This window comes from Klebsiella sp. AqSCr (genome assembly GCF_008452795.1).
GTDB classification, from domain to species: domain Bacteria; phylum Pseudomonadota; class Gammaproteobacteria; order Enterobacterales; family Enterobacteriaceae; genus Klebsiella; species Klebsiella pneumoniae.
In genome coordinates this window covers 1,201,385-1,219,729 of sequence record NZ_MJDM01000005.1, presented here as the reverse complement: position 1 = coordinate 1,219,729, position 18,345 = coordinate 1,201,385, and the positions used below count along the sequence as shown (strand labels likewise).

Genomic DNA, 18,345 nt, shown 5'->3' with positions numbered 1-18,345 from the left:
GCGTAAATGAGATGAAAATTAAAGCTCTCCGTATGTTCTCGCATTATCACCTGGGTACGGTATCTCAGGGGGAAATCCGCGAGGTGCATAAAGAAATCGGCGAAGTACTGGTGAAACTGCATCTGGCCGAGGCGGTTGAGCCGGAAAAGGCAACAGACTCTGGTTCTGCGGAGCCTGCTAAAGCCAAACCAGGGGGTAAAGGTGGAAATAAGCGAGGAACAGCTGGCGCAGATAAAGGCGCATCTGAAGGTTGATGGTGACGACGAAGATACGCTTATTGCTGCCTATGCTTCGGCCTCCGTCGATTATGTTGAGCGGTTCTGCGACGGTGCGCTGGTCGAAACATTAACGCCGCCAGTGGAAGGGGAAACTCAGCCCCGTGAGGTTATTTTTACTTCCGGCATCTGGGCGGCAATGCTTTTGCTGATTGGACACTGGTATGCGAACCGCGAAGCGGCAGCGCAGAACCTATCGGAAGTTCCGCTGGGCGTTGAGGCGCTGCTGATTAGGCACCGGAGGTGGAACTAATGGGCTGCTCAGGATGTGCTAAACGGCGTGAGTGGTTAAAAAAGTGGACGAAAATAGCCTATGAACGAGCAACTGGTAAACGCGCTGATAGCAGCGCTGAGAGAACAAACAACAGCACAGCGAGAGCAGACGGAAGCGATAAACCGCCTGGCTGAGTCTAACGTCGCCCTGTCCGATGTAATTATCCAGTCGCTTGCCGGCGATCTCGATGAGGCGCCAGAGCAGCAAACCTATCTGAGCGGGAAACCCAGGGGGTGATATGCAGGCCGGAAAATTGCGTCACAGGATCACCCTGCAGGAACCGGTCAAAGAACAGAACCCGACAACGGGAGCCGTAATTAATACCTGGCGCGATGTCGCAACCCTTTGGGCCGAAGTCGCTCCTTTATCCGCACGTGAGTTTATCGCCGCCCAGGCCTCTCAGGGCGAAGTTACCACCCGGATAACGATTCGTTACCGTGAGGGTGTTACCCGCAAACATCGGATCCTGTTTCGTGGCCGCATCTACAACATTGAGGGCGTTTTACCTGATCCACGGAGCGGCAGGGAATACCTGACACTGCCTTGTTCAGAGGGGGCTAACGATGGCTGATGGCGTGGAAGTAAACCTGACCGGCCTCGATTCCGTCCTGGGGAAACTGGATGCCGTCTCACAGGTCACTCGCGATAAATCCGGTCGTGCAGCGCTGCGTAAAGCGGCAAACGTCATCAGGGACAGAGCGCGCAATAATGCCGCGCGGGTTGATGATCCTCTCACCAAAGAGGCTATCTACAAAAACATTGTGGTCAGTTTCAGCAGCAAGGCATTTCGCAGAACCGGCGATCCAACGTTTCGTGTCGGGGTGATGGGAGGCGCCAGGCAATACGCCAATACAAAGGCCAACGTCCGAAAAGGCAGGGCGGGTAAAAGTTTTAACACTGCCGGAGATAAAGGTAATCCCGGCGGGGATACCTGGTACTGGCGATTCCTGGAGTTCGGCACAGAACATGCTGCAGCGAGGCCAATAATTAGGCCTGCACTGAATGGGGTCGATGCCGATGTGATTAACGTTTTTGCTTTGGAGCTGGAAAAGTCCATCGATCGCGCTGTACGACGGGCGGCTAAAAAAGGAACTCCGGTATGATTGCTCCAATATTTGCAGTTTGCGCAGCCAGCCAGGCAGTCAGGGATTTGTTAGGTTCTACTCCCGTGCGGCTTTATCCGTTCGGTATGCAGGACGACAATATCGTTTATCCCTACGCAGTCTGGCAAAACGTAGGTGGCTTCCCTGAAAATTATCTAAACCAGCGGCCAGATGCAGATCACTATTCTCTGCAGGTTGATGTCTATGGTGATACTGACACCGATGTGATCGCCGTTGCCCGCGCTTTGCGTGACGCAATAGAGGGCAAGGCCTATATCACCCGATGGGGTGAACAAAGCCGCGACCCTGAAACAATGCGATACCGCTATTCCTTCGATGTTGACTGGATAACGACCAGATAACCAACAACCCCAAACTGACCCGCCTTGTGCGGGTTTTTCTTTTATGGAGACAAAACATGTCTGTATTAACGCAAGGCACGCAGTTTTTTGTGCTCAAGTCTGGCGTGGTCAGCGAGGTTGAATGCATCACCAGTTTCAACCCCGGCGGGAACCCTGCCGATCAGATTGAAGATACCTGTCTGAGTGAACGGGATTCCAGAACCTACAAAAAGGGGCTTAAAACGCCTGCGGCCGCAACCGTCGGGCTTAACGCTGATCCGACGAACGCCAGCCACATTATGTTGCATGGCCTCGCTGAAGCGAATGACCAGACGCCGTTAACTTTTGCGGTTGGCTGGTCAGATGGAACCAGTGTCCCGACAGCCGCCGCTCCTGGCGCTGAGGATGCTGTTGATGGCCTGGTGCTGCCATCGGATCGCACCTGGTTCATTTTCCAGGGTTACGTTTCTGACTTCCCGTTTGATTTTCAGGGTAACGCTGTTGTGACGACCTCCGCCACGATCCAGCGGTCTGGCTCTTCCGTATGGGTGCCGAAGGCCGCAGCGTAATTAATATGCCCGGTTATCCGGGCTTTTCTATTCAGGAGCTGAAATGCAACTTACTCTCGATACGTTAAAAGAAACCGGTGCTTTTACCGGGCGTCCCGTGGAAAAAGAAATTAAGTGGAAAGGCCGTGACGGGAAAGAGCATATCGCAACCGTCTATGTGCGCCCGATGGGCTACCACACCACTAAAGCTGAACTGCTGGCGTACAACGGAAAATCTGATCCGGTGGCTGGGCGTATTGCTGCCCATATTTGCGATGAGGAAGGGAAGCAAATCTTTACTGAGGCAGACATTCTCGGAACTGCATCTGAAGACCGTGGCGCGCTCGATGGGCCAATCGTTATTGCTTTGCTGGCCGTCATCCAGGAAGTCAACGATCTGGGAAAGACTACGAACTCACAGGAGAAGACGAGTTCTGGTGTGAGTTAGTCATGAACGGCATCGGCGGGCGGACCATAGCGGAGGCTCAGGAGCGAATGAGCCTTCGTGAGTTTCAGGTGTGGGTAAAGTACCGTAATAAGTATGGTCAGCTTAACGTTATGATGCGAACCGAGTGGGGGGCTTCGCTGGTGGCTTCTGTCCTGGCTAACATCAATAAGGCAAAGAACACGCCGCCGTTCAAGGTAAGTGACTTTGCACCGCACATCAACGAAGCGCCATTATCTCTGGAAGATGCTATGAAAAGTTGGCATTAATAATTGTAAAATACAATTCAGCATCACTATGATCATAAGATCATTAACTACATGGATAGGGGTATGAAAAAGATAATTTTAGCTTTATTTCTTGGTGCTTCGTCTATAGCTATCACAGCTTGCGCGCCATCAGAACAGAAAATTGACTACAACCAGAAGTCAATGCTGTTGTCCCTTGGTATGACAAAAAATGATGTTATGCAGATCATGGGAGCACCGCGACGGACGGATGTAAACGCAGAACGTGAGCGCTGGATCTATTGGAATAAGACACGGTATGCCTACACAATTGTAGACAATGAACAGTTAGCCAATGATCGTTTGGTCGTTACTTTTGTAAACGGGAAAGTAACCAAATGGGGGCAGCAAACGCTGACTGATGATCTCATGGAGTCATCACAAAAAACTGCCCAAACCTATGCTGAGGCATTTAAAAAGTAGCCTTTCAAATTAATGATGAACCTCGCTGCGGCGGGGTTTTTTATTGCCTGGAGAAAACGCAATGGCTGGCAAGTCACTCGGTACGTTAACAATTGACCTGATTGCCAAAGTAGGTGGATTTGTTCAGGGCATGGGCAAAGCCGAAAGAGCTTCCCAGAAGTGGAGTGACCAGGTAAAAAAAGACGCCAAAGAGGTAAGTTCAGCAATCATCGCAGTTGGGGCAGCTGCAGCCACAGCAGCAGTTGGAATAGGGGCTGCTGGGTTATCCATTGTTAAAAATACAGCTCAACAGGTAACTGAGGCCGACCGCTGGGCTAAATCCTTAAAAATGTCCACGCAGGATTTATTGTCATGGCAATACGCAGCGGAACAGGCTGGTTTAACTGGCGATAACATTGCAGATATTTTTAAAGACATTAATGATAAAGTTGGTGATGCTGTTTTAAATAAATCAGGAGAGGCGGCTCAAGCACTCGATACTCTTGGCCTCTCTGCTAAAAAACTTTCCGAGCAATCTCCTGATAAGCAACTTATGGCTATCAGTGAAGCATTGCAGAAAATACCGAGTCAGGCTGGTAAAACTAATATTCTTGAAAGCCTCGGTAATGACTTATCAAAAATGCTTCCATTGTTCGAGAACAACAATGAGAAGTTAAAGCAATTTATTCAATTATCAAAAGATTTTGGTATTGCCCCGCCACAAGAGGATATTGACAACCTCGTCAAAGTAAACCAGTTCTTTCAGGATATTGAGGCTAGCGCTCGTGGCCTGAAGATGGAAATAGCCTCCGGGCTGGCTAAAGTGGATCTTACGCCATTACAGTCTGGACTTGATGATATTCGTGACGTCTTCACCGATCCCGCTGTTCTTCAGGGGCTATCAGACCTGGTTGGTGAAGCCATAAGCCTTGCCGGGGTTGTGGGGCGTATTGCTGGTGGCCTGGGGGCCATTGCAACTTATACCCGCTCTCGTATCGGTGCTGTATCTGGTAATTATAACGCTGCTGATGAAAGTGATATTGCACAGCGCATTGAATTCCTTAACAAACGAGGGAATCAAAGTAAGGAACAAAAAGACGAATTAGCCTTTTTAACTAAACGTCTTCAATTTCTTCGCGCGATAAAGTCAAGCATGACTCCGGAGCAGGTAGATAGAGGAGCGAAAGGGCTCACATCTCTACTTTCTGATCTTGGCATTGACACTTCTAAAGATAATGATTTTTCGTTGGGCAAAGGGGAGTCTAACCAGAACCAGCCAAAAACAAAACCAAAAAGCAATCCTACTGACAATGCTTTCAAAAATAGACTGCTTGATTTACAAAAGCAGGCCGCCCTAATTGAAACAACAGGTAAAAAAACTGCAGAAGTAACCGAACTGGAGAAGATTAATTTTGATATAACCAGCGGAAACCTTAAAAAACTATCAGAGTCACAGAAAGAGCAACTTCGTACTGCTGCAAAAGTTCTTGATGCAAGAAAAGAAGAGCTTCGCACAAACAAGGAGAATGCTAAGCTTGCAGAATATGTGTCAGGTTTAAATAAACAGAATAAGCTTGTTAAACAGGGTTATGATAATGAACTATCCGGTCTTTCATTCGGAGGGAAAGACCGCGAAAGAATGCGTGAAATAAACAGCATTCAGCAGGATTATGAAACTCGACAAGAGGAGCTTTTAAATCAACTTCAAGCTGGCGACATTGAAGAAAGCTTATATGAAAAAAAGAAAACCGCCTTAAAAAAAGCTCTTGAAGAAAGATTGCAGATCCAAAATGATTATTACCATGAGTCAGATGACCTAAGAAATGATTGGCAATCTGGTATTTCTAGTGCTCTAGCTGATTTTGCTGATAGCTCAACTGATTATTACCAACAAGCAGCGGACGCAATGACATCAATCTTAGGGGCTGCTACGGACTCAGTTTCAGAACATTTATATGATGTTGTAAGCGGAACTGAATCGATGGGGGAGGCAATAAAGGGAGTATTTGCAGACCTTGGCCAGGCAGTGATTAAAGCTCTGGTTGATATGGCTGCTCAATGGATTGTGTATCAAGGTGTTCAGATGCTGGTAAACAAAACAGCCCAAGCCTCTGCGATTCCTGCAATGATTGCTAACGCGCAAGCAACCGCATTGCAGGCTCAACTTGCCGCTTTTGCATCAACGGCTGCAATCCCAATTGTCGGACCGGGATTAGCTCCAGCCGCGATGGCTGCTGCAGCGGCTATAACAGAACCTATGGTTGCTGCTATTTCTGCAGCTTCCCTTTCTGGCATGGCCCACGATGGGATTGATGCAGTTCCTGAAACTGGTACTTGGTTGCTTCAAAAAGGAGAGCGGGTGACCACCGCAGCGACCAGTGCCAAACTGGATGCTACTCTGGATCGAGTAGCAAACCAGTCAACCGGTGGTGGAACTATTTATTCTCCCACGATCACTATCCCCATCAATGGTAACCCTTCCGATGCAACGTTGGCGCTGGTCCGTAAAGCTGCAGATGAGGGGGCAGAAAGGGGATACCGGAAGGCGGTTAATTCAGTCGCAAGCGGTCAGGGTGATTTGCATAAGGCCTTGATGGGGAAAACTACCTCGGGGAGGAAAATTAGCTAATGGCTATCACCACAACGCTTTATTACCCCTCCGCTTACCTGCCTGGACCGCTTAAAGAGAGTTTTGGTTTAACTCCTGTATCTCCTCTGAAACGGACTCAGATGGTAACTGGCCGGGCACGGCAGCGGCGTGCTTACACCTCGACACCAACCCAAACAGATCTGGCCTGGATTTTTTCTGACGCCCAGGCGCAGGCTTTTGAGGCGTGGTTTCGGGATGAGTTATCAGATGGGGCGGCGTGGTTCAACATACCGTTATTAACGCCTGTAGGGCTGAAAAATTACGTGTGTCGTTTCACGGATATTTATAAAGGCCCCACGCCAGAAGGCGGATTTTACTGGAGATATACCGCGCCAGTAGAACTCTGGGAGCGCCCATTGCCGCCGTCTGGATGGGGGCATTACCCGGAATGGATAGTCGGAAGTTCGTTGCTTGATATTGCCCTGAATAAGGAGTGGCCGAAGCATGACGCAGATTAAACGCCTCTACGCCAGCAGCGGCCCGGAGGTGATCATTGAAACGCTGCAGATCACCATTGGTTCTGACGTCCATTATCTGTGCCAGGGTTACGAGAACATCACGGCAACGACGGAGAACGGCGATACCGTAACGTTTACCGCCTGTGCGATAGACATTGCGCTGCCGGCGCGTAATGCGGACGGCACGCAGGACCTCAAATTTGCCCTGTGCAATATCGATGGTGTTGTGTCCACGGCGATCCGCAATGCGCTGGCTAACCGTCTGTCTGCATTTCTGACGTACCGGCGTTATATCTCCACGGATTTAGCGGCCCCTGCGGAAGTGCCGTATACGCTGAAAATCAAGTCGGGCTCCTGGACGGCGACAGAGGTGCAGATCACTGCGGGCTACATGAATATCCTCGATACCGCCTGGCCGCGATACCGCTACACGCTCCCTGTATTCCCCGGACTGCGTTATATCAGCTAAGGAATCCCAATGTTTAACCCTGATAAATACCGTTCAGTCACCTGGCTGAAGGGCGGGCGCGTATACCCGCAACTCGACTGTTTCGGCATTGTGAACGAGATACGCCGCGACCTGAATTTACCCGTCTGGCCCGATTTTGCAGGGGTCACCAAAGACGACGGCGGCCTCGACCGGGAAGCACGCCGGATGATGCTTACCCTTGAGCGCTGCGAACCCTGCGAAGGGGCCGGGGTGGCCTGTTATTCCGGGTCGACTGTCACCCACGTAGGGATCGTGGTCAGTATCGATGGTCTGTTGCATGTGGCGGAATGCAATCCGGGTACGAACGTCACCTTTCTGCCGTTGCCGCGGTTTAAGCGCCGATTTGTCAAAGTGGAGTTCTGGCAATGACCATTCGTTTTTACCCGTCCCGGCTTCCCGGTGAACCACTGGAAACGCATGAGCATGGTGTAACCAGTATTCGCACCTGGCTGGTGGCAAATGTTGAGGGTTACGAGGATCGGGATGTCCCACCGCTGACCGTTGAGGTCGAGGGGCAGTCAATTTTGCCAGGCGAGTGGGCCACCTGCGTGATCCGCCCTGATAGTGATGTCAGGCTTTATCCGGTTCCCTTCGGGCTGGAGGCCGCCACAATCGCGTGGATCGGCGTCGGTATCTCCGTTGCCGCTGCAGCCTATTCGCTTTTTATGATGAGCAACATCGATACGGGCGGCTATACCTCATCCACAGGGCGGAGTCTCGACCTGAACCCGGCAAAGGCAAATACGGCAAAACTCGGTGATGCCATTCGTGAGGTGTTTGGCCGGGTGCGTATCTACCCTGATTATGTGGTGCAGCCGGTTACCCGGTTTGATGCCGCTGATCCTACGAAAATGCGCGTCCAGATGCTGCTGTGTCTCGGTGTCGGTGATCTGATTTATACCAATGGCGATATCAGGGTTGGCAGTACGCCAGCTTCAACGCTACCTGGATTCAGCAGCACCCATTACCCGCCAGGCGCGGACGTTTCCGGTGATGAGCGCAGCGAAAACTGGGTCAACTCCACCGAAGTGGGCGGGACGTCATCCGGCACCGGGCTGGATATGGCCCAGACGTCGCCGGACGCAGACGACATTATCGCAGACAGCATGACCGTATCCGGTTCGAGCGTAACGTTTACCGGGCTGGACACGGATGATGATGACGATAATGACGAGAACGATAACGCGCTGCCGCCTAGCTGGGTCGCCGGCGCCGTGGTCGAACTGAAAGCCCCGGCGAACTACCAGATCACTTCGGCGGCTGGATACAGTGTTATCGCCAGCCCGCTGCTGACGGAGATCGCGCCGGTAGTAGGTATGCCGGTGACGCTGGGGTTTAACTCTGTCGATTACGATCTGTTTATCGCGTCATATACCCCCGGTCAGGCTGCAGTGCCCGGCGCCGGGGGGAGTGCGGCAAAACTCCAGGCCAGTGCGGCCCCGACCACCTACGATTTTTCGACCAGCTCCAGCACGTTCACGATCACCTGGCAAGGGGTTACCTACCCGGTGTCGCTGGTGGCTAACTATGTCTCGATGTCGGGACTGCTGGCGGCGATCACCGAGGGACTCACTGGCTCCGGCCTGGTTGCACAGGACAACGGCGGCACCGTACTGATAACCGAGTCGGCCAGTCCGTTCACGGGTGGGGCGATCACGTCCTCTTCGCTGCCTGCAGCTGTTTTCGGTGATGCTCCGGTTTACACCTCCGGCACGGCATCAACCGGCGGCAGCCCGGCGGTAACGGCGAATGTGACGCTTGCCTATAACAGCGCCACGGGAACAGCCTTTTCCGGCATGCCGGAGGGGGTGCAAAGGCTTTCACTTGCTCACCGCGGGAATGAGTACCGCATTGTCTCGACCGACGGCACAACGGCGACGGTGGCGCGCCTGGTTAATGGTGCCGTTGATGAGTCATGGCCGGGATTCACCGCCCGGACGATGATCGACTATGAGGCCACTGGTCTTAACGACACGTTGAGTTGGCTGGGGCCGTTCCTGGTTTGCCCTGAAAATGAGACCGTCGATATGTTCGAGGTGAATTTCTCCTTCCCGAACGGCATCTGTGGCTTTGACAGCAAGGGGAAAAAGCGGCTTCGGCATGTTGAGTGGGAGATTCAGTATCGCGTCTACGGTTCCGGTTCGGGGTGGGTGAGTCACCAGGGCGAGTATGCGCTGAAAAACGTCAACGGGTTAGGTTTCACTGAGCGGATCACCCTCAGCTCACCAGGGCTGGTAGAGGTTCGCTGCCGTCGGCGCAATGAGCAGGGCTCAAACAACGCGCGAGACAGTATGTACTGGCATGCGCTGCGCGGGCGACTGCTGACGCGCCCTTCATCCTATCCCGGCGTGTCGCTGATGGCGGTGACCGTTGAGACGGGCGGGAAGCTGGCGGCGCAATCAGACCGTCGCGTTAACGTTGTGGCCACGCGCGCCTATGACTCAGGAACGGCCAGAACCATTTCGGGGGCGCTGCTGCATGTTGGGAACTCGCTGGGGCTGGAGATGGATGCCGACACCATCAACGCGCTGGAGTCTGCGTACTGGACGCCACGGGGAGAGTATTTCGATTTCGCCACGGGCGACAGTATCTCAGCGCTGGAAATGCTGCAGAAGATAGCCAACGCCGGGAAGTCACGTTTTCTGCTGAGTGATGGCCTGGCTACCGTAAGCAGGGAAGGGATTAAGCCCTGGACCGGCGTGATCACTCCGCATGAGATGGTGGAGGAGCTGCAGAGCGGATTTACGGTGCCGTCCGACGATGATTTTGATGGCGTCGACGTGACGTACATCAACGGGACTACCTGGGCAGAGGAGACCGTTAAATGCCGGACGCCAGAAAATCCCACGCCGGTGAAAATCGAGGCCTACAAACTCGATGGGGTACTGAATCAGGATCACGCCTACCAAATCGGGATGCGCCGCCTGATGAAATACCTGCAGCAGCGGGTGACGTTCCAGACCACTACCGAGCTGGACGCGCTGTGCTACAACACGGGCGATCGCATCGTGCTCACGGATGATATTCCGGGTAACAACACGATTTCCTGTCTGGTGGAGGCGATGACAACGGCTGGTGGCGTGACAACGTTCACCGTTACGGAGCCGCTGGACTGGTCTTTCGAAAACCCCCGCGCGCTGATCCGCTATCAGGATGGCTCTGCATCCGGGCTGATGGTGGCTAGCAGGGTGGGTGATTTTCAGCTGTCAGTCCCGCACCTGAGCGAGTTTGATGACCCGATGAAGGTTGACCTGTCGTCGGCAACCATCGAGCCGATCCGCCTGGTGTTCTGCGGCTCAACGCGCCACGTCTACGACGCCATTGTAGAGGAGATCGCTCCGCAGTCAGACGGAACCTGTCAGGTCACCGCTAAAGAATACCTCGAATCGTTCTACCAGTACGACGACGCCACATACCCCGGCGACGTCGCTTAATACCAAAAAATCCCTTTCAACTTTTCTTTCGCTCAAACCCTCGTTTGGGCGAAGTCTCTTTTTGGAGCAAAAAACATGGCCGAACTTAACCCGCCTTTGGGAACGACGACGCCTGAAATATTCCTGGATAACGTCAAGCGCGCTGACGAGCTGGTTAACGGTCCGGCAGGAACGGTTAACGACCGCGCAGGTGAACCGCTGGATACGTGGCGTCAGATGATGGCGAAAAACGATGAGGTCAGGCAAAACATCATCCCGCTCAGTAAGCAGTATCAGACGCTGGCAGCGGCGCAGGCAGACATCGTGAATATTCCGGTGGGCTCGACCACGTATTACCGCAGCCCGGATAACAGTGCGCTCGCAATTGAGGTGATGAACGTTGGCGGGACGCTGCAGCCTACCGGGCGCCGTATGGTTTCACAGAAAACCGTAGAAGGGATTATCCCCAGTCTTGTTGGCCCCGGCATGAACCTGTTCAACAAGGGAGCGGTGATCTCCGGGTTCTATCTGTTTGAGGGAACAGGGATCCCCAGGGAAAATCCTAAGTACTGCTATTCAGAAAAGATCTCTGCCGTGGCCGGGGGAGCTTACACTTCCAGGCTTCTCACTCGTGTAGTGACATTTTTTGATGGTAACGACAATTATCTGTCTGATATCTCATCTGTTACTGCATTTACAGCGCCTGCCGGTACTGCCTATTTTATTGTTTCGGTACCGCTGGTAAACATCGACACCTATCAGGTAACGTTTGGTGCTGGCGAAATGCCCTATCGGGCATATCAGGCAGTACTGCGGGATAATATCAAAGGGGCGCCGACAAACTCCTATCGAACGCTGGGCTTTACTGCAGGTAAAAACTTATTCAATCCTGCCGACGCTATGCCCGGCGTGCATCTTTCCAGTATCGGCACAATTCTTACAGACTCTGATACCAGCATGACCGTATCGGGATACATCCCTGTTGACCCGACTCAACCTTATTGTGTCGATCATCCGTGGAAAGCAGCTACATACTATGATGCGAAAGGCGTGTTTATCAGCCGCCAGTATGATTCGTCCTATTCAACAAAACCTGTCAATCCGCTGACATTACCGTCAAATGCCGCGTATATGCGGATAGAAATTCCTGCTGTCGTGGCGTCTGTTACCATGGTGGAAAGGAATAATAAGGCCACCGAATTTGAGCCGTTTAAATCAAAGGCCCCATCGGAATATTCAGGTGTGCCAGTAGTCTTTTCTGAACCGGTAAAAGCCCTGACGGAAACAGACCTCTACGGCCCCGGTACGAACCTGTTCAATAAGAACAAGGTGGTTGATGGTTATATCAATGAGTTCGGTGCATGGTTCCCGGTTCCGGCAGCCAGTGGGTCCGTATACATCACCTCGGAATACATTAAAGTGTCGGCGGGTGATGTTCTTAATTCAAGCCGGTCGATGCGCTTCATTAACTTCTACGACTCGGACAAAAAACATCTTTCGTCGGTTTCAGCAGTTAATGTTGTCACTGCGCCTGCATCGGCAGCGTATGTGAGAATAACCACCCTTCTTTCAAACAAAGATGCGATGTTTGTCGCCAGAGCGTCAGTACTGCCGCCCGTTGAAGACTATGTGCATGTCATGCGCAAAGTACTGCCTGACGGTTTTCAGATCCGAATTCCTGGAGATATTGTTGACGCAGACCAGCTCGATATTGATTTTGTAAAGCATGGACTGATAGTACTGGGGAAAAACCTGTTTAACAGGGCGACCGTGCAATCAGGGTATATTAATGAATCGGGCACTGTTATATCCCCTGACTCACGTTACGTGTACTCAGATTATATTCCCGTTGAATTCAGCACGTCTTACGCACTTCGTGTTGGCGCCAGGTTCATTACGTTTTATAACGCCAGTAAAACGTTTATCCGTACGGATGCATCCTCCACTCAGACACTGACTTCGTTCGTTACTGGTTCGGAAATTGCCTATGTGAGAATTACATTTGGCTCGGATCGGTATGTAGAAGCCCAGGTTGAGAAAGGAGACAGCGCCACTGCATTTGAGGAATACGCGTTCTATTACCTGTCAGAAATGCCTGACGGCACGCCTGTCAAAGTGAAAGGCGCTGAAGTTGTATCAGAAGCGGTCCCGGATGTTTTTGGTATTGAGCGTCTTCGGGAAACGCATATGCGGATGACTAAAATGTCTTTTGGGGATGCTGTTCGTCTTATCGTTGCGATGATGGGAGACAGCTACACCAGAATGTCACCACGTTATGTGCTGAAAGTGGCACAAATCCTTTGGCGCTATTTCAATAGTGCAGGCACGGCCGCAACTATCCCCCCCATTGGGTACGGCTGGCGTTCGTTTGGTTTTGATCCTAACGGCGATAATACTGATGTTATGGGTACATCAGTTGTACAGTCCGGATTTTTCTGCGCTTACAACACAGGGCATGGCCCAGATATTTCGTCTGTGACGGCGAGTGCAAGCGGAGCAACGATTTCATACAGCCAGAATTTTGCGCTGGGTTTTGATTCGTTCCTGTTTGCCGAGGGGGGATCTGGTGTTATTCAGTGCCAGGGAACCGGGATGGCTGACCCCGTCACGATTGACCTGTCGGCTCATCCCGCCGGGATGCAGATTATCCCGCTGGCGTTACCAACAACCGGTAGCGGCACAGTAACGTTTACGGTTATCACTCCTCCGGTGACGTTGTACGGAGCGAATATCCTCAATCAAACCATGTCGGGTGTCCTGGTTCATAAAATGGGGGGTAGTGGTTCTCATACCAATCACTGGGTCAACGCAATGGATCAGCGCTGGCTTGATGCTTTTGATAACCTCGGGGCCGACCTCGTGACAATCATGCTGGGAACGAACGACCAGGGCGCGCAGCTCTCTGCCGCAACATTCCGGGCTAATATTCTCACGATGATAGATCGGGTTCGTTCTGTGCGGCCAACGGCTGATATTTTGCTGATTTGCCCGGCGGAAAATAACCGCGACGGCGGAAACAGTATTCCCATGTCCACTTACGCGGAGGTGATGTATAAGATTGCGCGCGATGATCGTGATGTGGCCTTTCTGAACCTGCAGGCGTCCTTCGGTCAGAAACACGAGGACTACGCAGCTGGATCAGACAGACCATGGATGATAGGGGACGGGTTACACCCTGACCCATCAACGGGAGGGTATGTCATTGCTGGAGCTATAGCTCGCGCCTTAGGCATATCTGTAAATTAACTTAATATTAGGTAATTAAATTTGCACTGTGCGAAATCATAATTTGGACAGTGCTTTTCATTTTTTTATGTGAAAATTCTGAGGGGTATTGCCACAATGTGGAAGTATAATAATGCAAAAGTGATCTGTTGTTTTTTTTATATACTGTCGCCCTCTAAATTTATTTTAAATTTGGCTGGGTGAGTTTATATTGTAAGACACGATTTGTCAGTGTTTTTAAACACTCTAAGTGCCATAAGGTTGAGATACTTCTCCGGTTAGCATATAGATAGAAAGAGCGCTCATATCTTCTTTTGTGTAATTTATCGGGTTTTTTGTTGGATACTCTAAGCGGCCGCCATGGAACTCAGGTGTAATACGGAGAATGCTGCCTTTGAAATGTTTGCCTAGGTCAAAGGAATGAAGGTTTTTGAAGATTTCTATTTCGGAAAAATAAGATATATGGACATAAAGATGTCCGATTGTGAAAGTTGATAAATAAAATGTCTGAGAGTCATCCGGGGATGTTGAATCAAAATTAATATGGCCTCTAAGGAATCTTGATGTGAAGTCGGTGTCGTGTCTGTAATATCCTATAAAGACAGATACATTATCAGGTATGTTACCATTCATTATTGTTGTGTAATGCTGGGGTGGTACTGTGGAACGCCCCTTTTCTAAATGTGATAATATTAATGCGGTTTTTATTGACCATAAGGCAAAATTATTGCATTGTTCTTCATTTAAAACTATATCATGCCCATGAATTAGCTTTGTCAATAAGTCCTTTATTCTACTTTCCAAAGCACTCATCCAACCATTGTTGCATACCATACATACATCATTTACAACTTGATCATACGGATGCAGTCCTTTTTTGAATTTGGAATTGTCAATAGGCTTTCTATGTTCAATATATTGCGAAGTATATACTAGGCCTCTGGTTTCTTTTAGTTCTTTTTTTAACCACTTAGGGAATACATGTTCCTTGGTTATTTTGTTTGTGCTACTGTCTTTTTTGCAGAAAATACATTTTTTCCCAAACATATGTTTCTCTTCTATTGGCAAAATTAGCAATGCTTTTAGTTTTTTTAATATAACAGGACTCTATGCTGCATAGCAATCTCTGAACATTATGCAAATATCCCTGCCTTATAAAACAATATCTACCATTCCTTCATATGATGCAGTTGCGCAAACACAACACGTTTAAGCCTAGAGTAGTTTCACTTAGAAAAAAGATCAATGCAAACTCCTGTCTACAAAGACTGACAAAGCATCAATTGATTTGGAATTGAAGTCACGAAAGGACTTGTTTTACCCATGACATCAGTATGTTACAACACAAGATAAAATTGATAGGCACGCCCTATCTTGATTTGGATCGTCGATAAAACTACTGTATATAAAAGCAGTATTTCAGGGGGGGTTATGCCGAGAAACTCAGATATCGAAATAGCCTGGCGTCAGGCAATTGTCATTGAGCCTAATGGCCGTCGCACCGTGACAACATCCGGTTTTATCCGGGAACTCGCCAAAGTTAACTGGATATGGTCACCGCGCCAGGCTAACCAATGGATTGAGCACTATGTTACCACTTTCCGGGATGTCTCTACTCAGGAAGGTGACGATCGCACATTCCAGCTTTACAACCCGAATGGAGGGCTGTAATCGTGGGATTTCCATCGCCAGCATCAGACTATGTAGAGGGACGGCTAACCGTCGATAAGCTATGCAGCATCGGCCCAAATACTCGGGTCGTACAGACAGAAACTGGTTATGCAGTGGTTGATTTCTCCGAAAAACCAAAGCAGCAGGACACGGTATTGATCCAGTACTCCGGCGGTACAGATTTTGCGAAAGTTATGGGGAAGGCTTTCATCACTCGGGATGGTGAAGCGCTGGAAGGTGAGGCTCTGGATGAGGTTACTGTTGTCGGGGTGGTGACATTCGTCATCAATCAAGCTTGGCCTACTGATGACGAATGTCCAATATGAGCTATAAGCGGATATTGATAATAGCATTTTGACAGATAAATGGGTGACTAACGTACCAATATATGAGCAAAAAGATAACACAGTGCTTCTAAATTGAACGTAGAAAGTGTCGGAAAGAGTAATTAAAAAAGCTTTAGAAGTACTTCTAAAGCTTATCCGTTACTCGTAATTCTAATTCAGAATTTTATTTAAATTAGCATTCAAATTTTTAATGCTTTCAATTATTTTATCAAATATAAAATCTAACGCATGGCTATAACCGGATGCTAAAGTTGCACTATCAAAGCCAAGATTAGATAAATGTACGATTGATTTATTTACTGCTTCATGTGCTTCAGCATTTCTCAAATCATTATTAATGAAGAGAGAGGCTAACTTAGGATTAGGCGAACTAAATGTTGCAAGTTCATTAGCATGTTTAAGTGCTGATTTATCCTCATTCTGTTCAATAATAGCATCAGTAAGGTTTAATATTCCTTGTAATAATTTCAGTGCTTGCAATCTATCAACATCCTTTGGGGCTACGCCCATTGCGATACTTAATTTCTTTAATGAACCAATTTTAATCTTATTTGTAATCTCGTTTATAGTTTTGCATCTCGCTAAAAAATCTTGCTCTTGCATATCGCATGAGGCTACATGAGAAAGCTTTTGCAATACAGGATAATTTCTTAATCCCTCTGCATTAAGTTCATCATTGTTATATTCAAAAATATCAGAACTAGATAGGGGAACATTTAAAAAATATCCTAAGGATACTAAGTTATCATTTAGATTTGCTAGTTCTCTTGCAAATCTAAAAGTCTTAGAAACAATATGTTCGACATTTAATGAGTTAACGTCGATAAGGTTCTGATCTTTCGCATAATCGAATACATGGTACACTTCCTTTTCTGGAACCCCTCGGTAAAGCTCATAAAAAGGTATTTTTACTAAGTTTCTGCCGACCCTGACACAGTCTCTAAAGGCCCACTGTCCTCCATAACTAGGGGCTACTTGATAATGGCCGTTATAAAGAAATGGAATGGCTTCATAGGTTTTATCTTTCTCATATTTAATAAGAAAAGCATCATCAACATATACATATTCATCTTTTCTAAAATCGCGAGCTCGGGACGCTGTCATCGGATCTTTGTGGCCAGGCCATACTAATTTGTTGATGTCCACTTCAGCACAAAGTTCGGGCAGAACAGATTGTACGGTTCCCCATGCTTGAAGTATTACTCTATTTCCATGATCAACTATTTCAAAATCAATCCAAGGAAGGTTTAATACAAAGTGATTAGACCCTGATAAAAGACCTAGTACCTCTTTGGTTCGTTCGATATAAGCTTCGAAGAAAAAAACCTTTACTCCTATGCAACCTTTCATCCATAAGTATTTCCTTAGAAATTCATTCCTCATTGTCCATTTTACATCTTTCTTGCTTTTGAAGTAGTATTCGCTTGAGACATCCCCTTGGGCGACACCATAAGATGGCGAGGCAACCTCATCAAATATTACTTTTTGTTCATCATCACCTATGAGCCTTGGTTTTAAACCCAGCTTCATCCAGACATCTTCGGCCAAAAAAAAGGAGTAGTGAGCATTAGATCCCCAAGAGGCTACTATATATCCATAACCAGAAATAGATATATCTATCCCCCTAGCTCCACCTTTCTCTGTACAATGTGGCGTGGAATATGTTACAACACCTTCACTTGATTCACGTAAAACATTTAATTTTGTGACATCATCTTCGGGAACTACAGCCATGATCATATGAGTATATTCATAATCATCTTGATGTATATTTCTTTCGTAACGATGAGTTACAGTAATATCTCGTTGAGGGTTGGAGTTGTCTTCAACAAATAGTAGATCCTTTAGGCCTTGTGGTATTTGGTCAACCGGTAATGGTATTTTTGATATATAATCAAGCACTTACTAGTCCTCTGTGATAATCATGAGTATATGCAAACTGCCTGTCTGCTGTTGACACTTAGCAGTCAATCACCGTAACTAATATGAACGTGTAAATAAGTTCCTGCAACTAAGATCATAGAGCGCTTGTAATGACAAAGGACTTGTAATTATATGACTAACGACTTCATAATTAAGCGATCTTTGTGTTTTTAACTATATGATAGTTAAGGGCAATTTCGTTCGTGTTTGTTATGAAACTCGATGATATATCTTTGATTATGATGTCAAAAACGCGCGATTTAAAATCCCTCGGCGTTCGCGCTGTGCGGGTTCAAGTCCCGCTCCGGGTACCATTGGGAAATACAGAATAATCAAAGCAATAAGCAGTGTCGTGAAACCACCTACGGGTGGTTTTTTTGTTTCTGTACTTTCGCTTTCTGATACCTTTCCCGCCAGCCTGACGCCACGGCGTTTTTCGGTTAACTCTTGCCTTACAGTCAATTTCTCATTTGTCCCAGGACAAAACGATCGC

The 18,345-nt window shown here is 48.6% G+C and carries 20 protein-coding genes; 18 read left to right on the top strand and 2 right to left on the bottom strand.

Going from position 1 to position 18,345, the window contains the following annotated elements; genetic code table 11:
* The first annotated feature begins 11 nt into the window (after positions 1-11).
* The 16 genes from BHE81_RS09915 (at position 12) to BHE81_RS09840 (ending at position 13,932) form a co-directional block, all read left to right on the top strand.
* The gene (locus tag BHE81_RS09915) at positions 12-254 is read left to right on the top strand and encodes a hypothetical protein (RefSeq protein WP_044067369.1); all 243 of its coding nucleotides are present in this window, start codon (positions 12-14) and stop codon (positions 252-254) included.
* On the top strand, positions 202-528 hold the full coding sequence (locus BHE81_RS09910) for a head-tail connector protein (protein ID WP_017880223.1): 327 nt from the start codon (positions 202-204) through the stop codon (positions 526-528). The genes BHE81_RS09915 and BHE81_RS09910 overlap by 53 nt, the downstream gene beginning before the upstream one ends.
* A gap of 60 nt (positions 529-588) precedes the next feature.
* Positions 589-786: a hypothetical protein gene (locus BHE81_RS09905; protein WP_004143899.1), complete on the top strand. Its 198-nt coding sequence runs from the start codon at positions 589-591 to the stop codon at positions 784-786.
* Position 787: 1 nt separating this feature from the next.
* Complete coding sequence (locus tag BHE81_RS09900) at positions 788-1,120, top strand: phage head closure protein (RefSeq protein WP_004184710.1); 333 nt, start codon at positions 788-790, stop codon at positions 1,118-1,120.
* The gene (locus BHE81_RS09895; protein ID WP_000763233.1) at positions 1,113-1,652 is read left to right on the top strand and encodes an HK97-gp10 family putative phage morphogenesis protein; all 540 of its coding nucleotides are present in this window, start codon (positions 1,113-1,115) and stop codon (positions 1,650-1,652) included. Before BHE81_RS09900 ends, BHE81_RS09895 begins: the two co-directional genes overlap by 8 nt.
* A complete protein-coding gene (gp17, locus tag BHE81_RS09890; protein WP_000561415.1) occupies positions 1,649-2,014 on the top strand; it encodes a tail completion protein gp17 in 366 nt (121 codons plus the stop codon). The genes BHE81_RS09895 and gp17 overlap by 4 nt, the downstream gene beginning before the upstream one ends.
* A gap of 56 nt (positions 2,015-2,070) precedes the next feature.
* Positions 2,071-2,562, top strand: a complete 492-nt coding sequence (locus tag BHE81_RS09885; RefSeq protein ID WP_000115125.1) for a phage tail tube protein — start codon at positions 2,071-2,073, stop codon at positions 2,560-2,562.
* Between the two features lie 43 nt (positions 2,563-2,605).
* Complete coding sequence (locus tag BHE81_RS09880) at positions 2,606-2,989, top strand: phage tail assembly chaperone family protein, TAC (protein ID WP_004899623.1); 384 nt, start codon at positions 2,606-2,608, stop codon at positions 2,987-2,989.
* Between the two features lie 2 nt (positions 2,990-2,991).
* A complete protein-coding gene (locus tag BHE81_RS09875; protein WP_004899621.1) occupies positions 2,992-3,255 on the top strand; it encodes a hypothetical protein in 264 nt (87 codons plus the stop codon).
* A gap of 63 nt (positions 3,256-3,318) precedes the next feature.
* Positions 3,319-3,696, top strand: coding sequence for an outer membrane protein assembly factor BamE (locus BHE81_RS09870; protein WP_004899620.1), 378 nt, complete (start codon positions 3,319-3,321; stop codon positions 3,694-3,696).
* Positions 3,697-3,757: 61 nt separating this feature from the next.
* Positions 3,758-6,304 (top strand): phage tail tape measure C-terminal domain-containing protein, encoded by a 2,547-nt coding sequence (locus BHE81_RS09865; protein WP_058842798.1) that lies wholly within the window; start codon positions 3,758-3,760, stop codon positions 6,302-6,304.
* Positions 6,304-6,783: a hypothetical protein gene (locus tag BHE81_RS09860; protein ID WP_004899614.1), complete on the top strand. Its 480-nt coding sequence runs from the start codon at positions 6,304-6,306 to the stop codon at positions 6,781-6,783. The genes BHE81_RS09865 and BHE81_RS09860 overlap by 1 nt, the downstream gene beginning before the upstream one ends.
* Positions 6,770-7,252, top strand: a complete 483-nt coding sequence (locus BHE81_RS09855; protein ID WP_064184942.1) for a DUF1833 family protein — start codon at positions 6,770-6,772, stop codon at positions 7,250-7,252. Before BHE81_RS09860 ends, BHE81_RS09855 begins: the two co-directional genes overlap by 14 nt.
* A 9-nt stretch (positions 7,253-7,261) precedes the next feature.
* The gene (locus BHE81_RS09850; protein ID WP_004152651.1) at positions 7,262-7,642 is read left to right on the top strand and encodes a hypothetical protein; all 381 of its coding nucleotides are present in this window, start codon (positions 7,262-7,264) and stop codon (positions 7,640-7,642) included.
* Positions 7,639-10,707 (top strand): host specificity factor TipJ family phage tail protein, encoded by a 3,069-nt coding sequence (locus BHE81_RS09845; RefSeq protein WP_149888795.1) that lies wholly within the window; start codon positions 7,639-7,641, stop codon positions 10,705-10,707. The genes BHE81_RS09850 and BHE81_RS09845 overlap by 4 nt, the downstream gene beginning before the upstream one ends.
* A 75-nt stretch (positions 10,708-10,782) precedes the next feature.
* The gene (locus BHE81_RS09840) at positions 10,783-13,932 is read left to right on the top strand and encodes an SGNH/GDSL hydrolase family protein (protein WP_228268709.1); all 3,150 of its coding nucleotides are present in this window, start codon (positions 10,783-10,785) and stop codon (positions 13,930-13,932) included.
* 225 nt (positions 13,933-14,157) lie between these two features.
* Here the strand turns inward: BHE81_RS09840 and BHE81_RS09835 are convergent, their stop codons facing one another.
* Positions 14,158-14,958: a hypothetical protein gene (locus tag BHE81_RS09835; protein ID WP_149888794.1), complete on the bottom strand. Its 801-nt coding sequence runs from the start codon at positions 14,956-14,958 to the stop codon at positions 14,158-14,160.
* A 384-nt stretch (positions 14,959-15,342) separates the two neighbouring features.
* Between BHE81_RS09835 and BHE81_RS09830 the strand changes: the two genes are divergently transcribed.
* Positions 15,343-15,582 carry a hypothetical protein gene (locus BHE81_RS09830; RefSeq protein ID WP_040225406.1) on the top strand — a complete coding sequence of 80 codons (240 nt, stop codon included), beginning with the start codon at positions 15,343-15,345 and terminating at the stop codon, positions 15,580-15,582.
* A 113-nt stretch (positions 15,583-15,695) separates the two neighbouring features.
* Entirely contained in the window at positions 15,696-15,908 is a 213-nt protein-coding gene (locus tag BHE81_RS09825; protein ID WP_228268708.1) for a hypothetical protein, read from the top strand.
* A gap of 171 nt (positions 15,909-16,079) precedes the next feature.
* On the opposite strand, the gene BHE81_RS09820 is transcribed toward BHE81_RS09825, so the two are convergent.
* Positions 16,080-17,831: a hypothetical protein gene (locus tag BHE81_RS09820; RefSeq protein ID WP_149888792.1), complete on the bottom strand. Its 1,752-nt coding sequence runs from the start codon at positions 17,829-17,831 to the stop codon at positions 16,080-16,082.
* Positions 17,832-18,345: the final 514 nt, after the last annotated feature.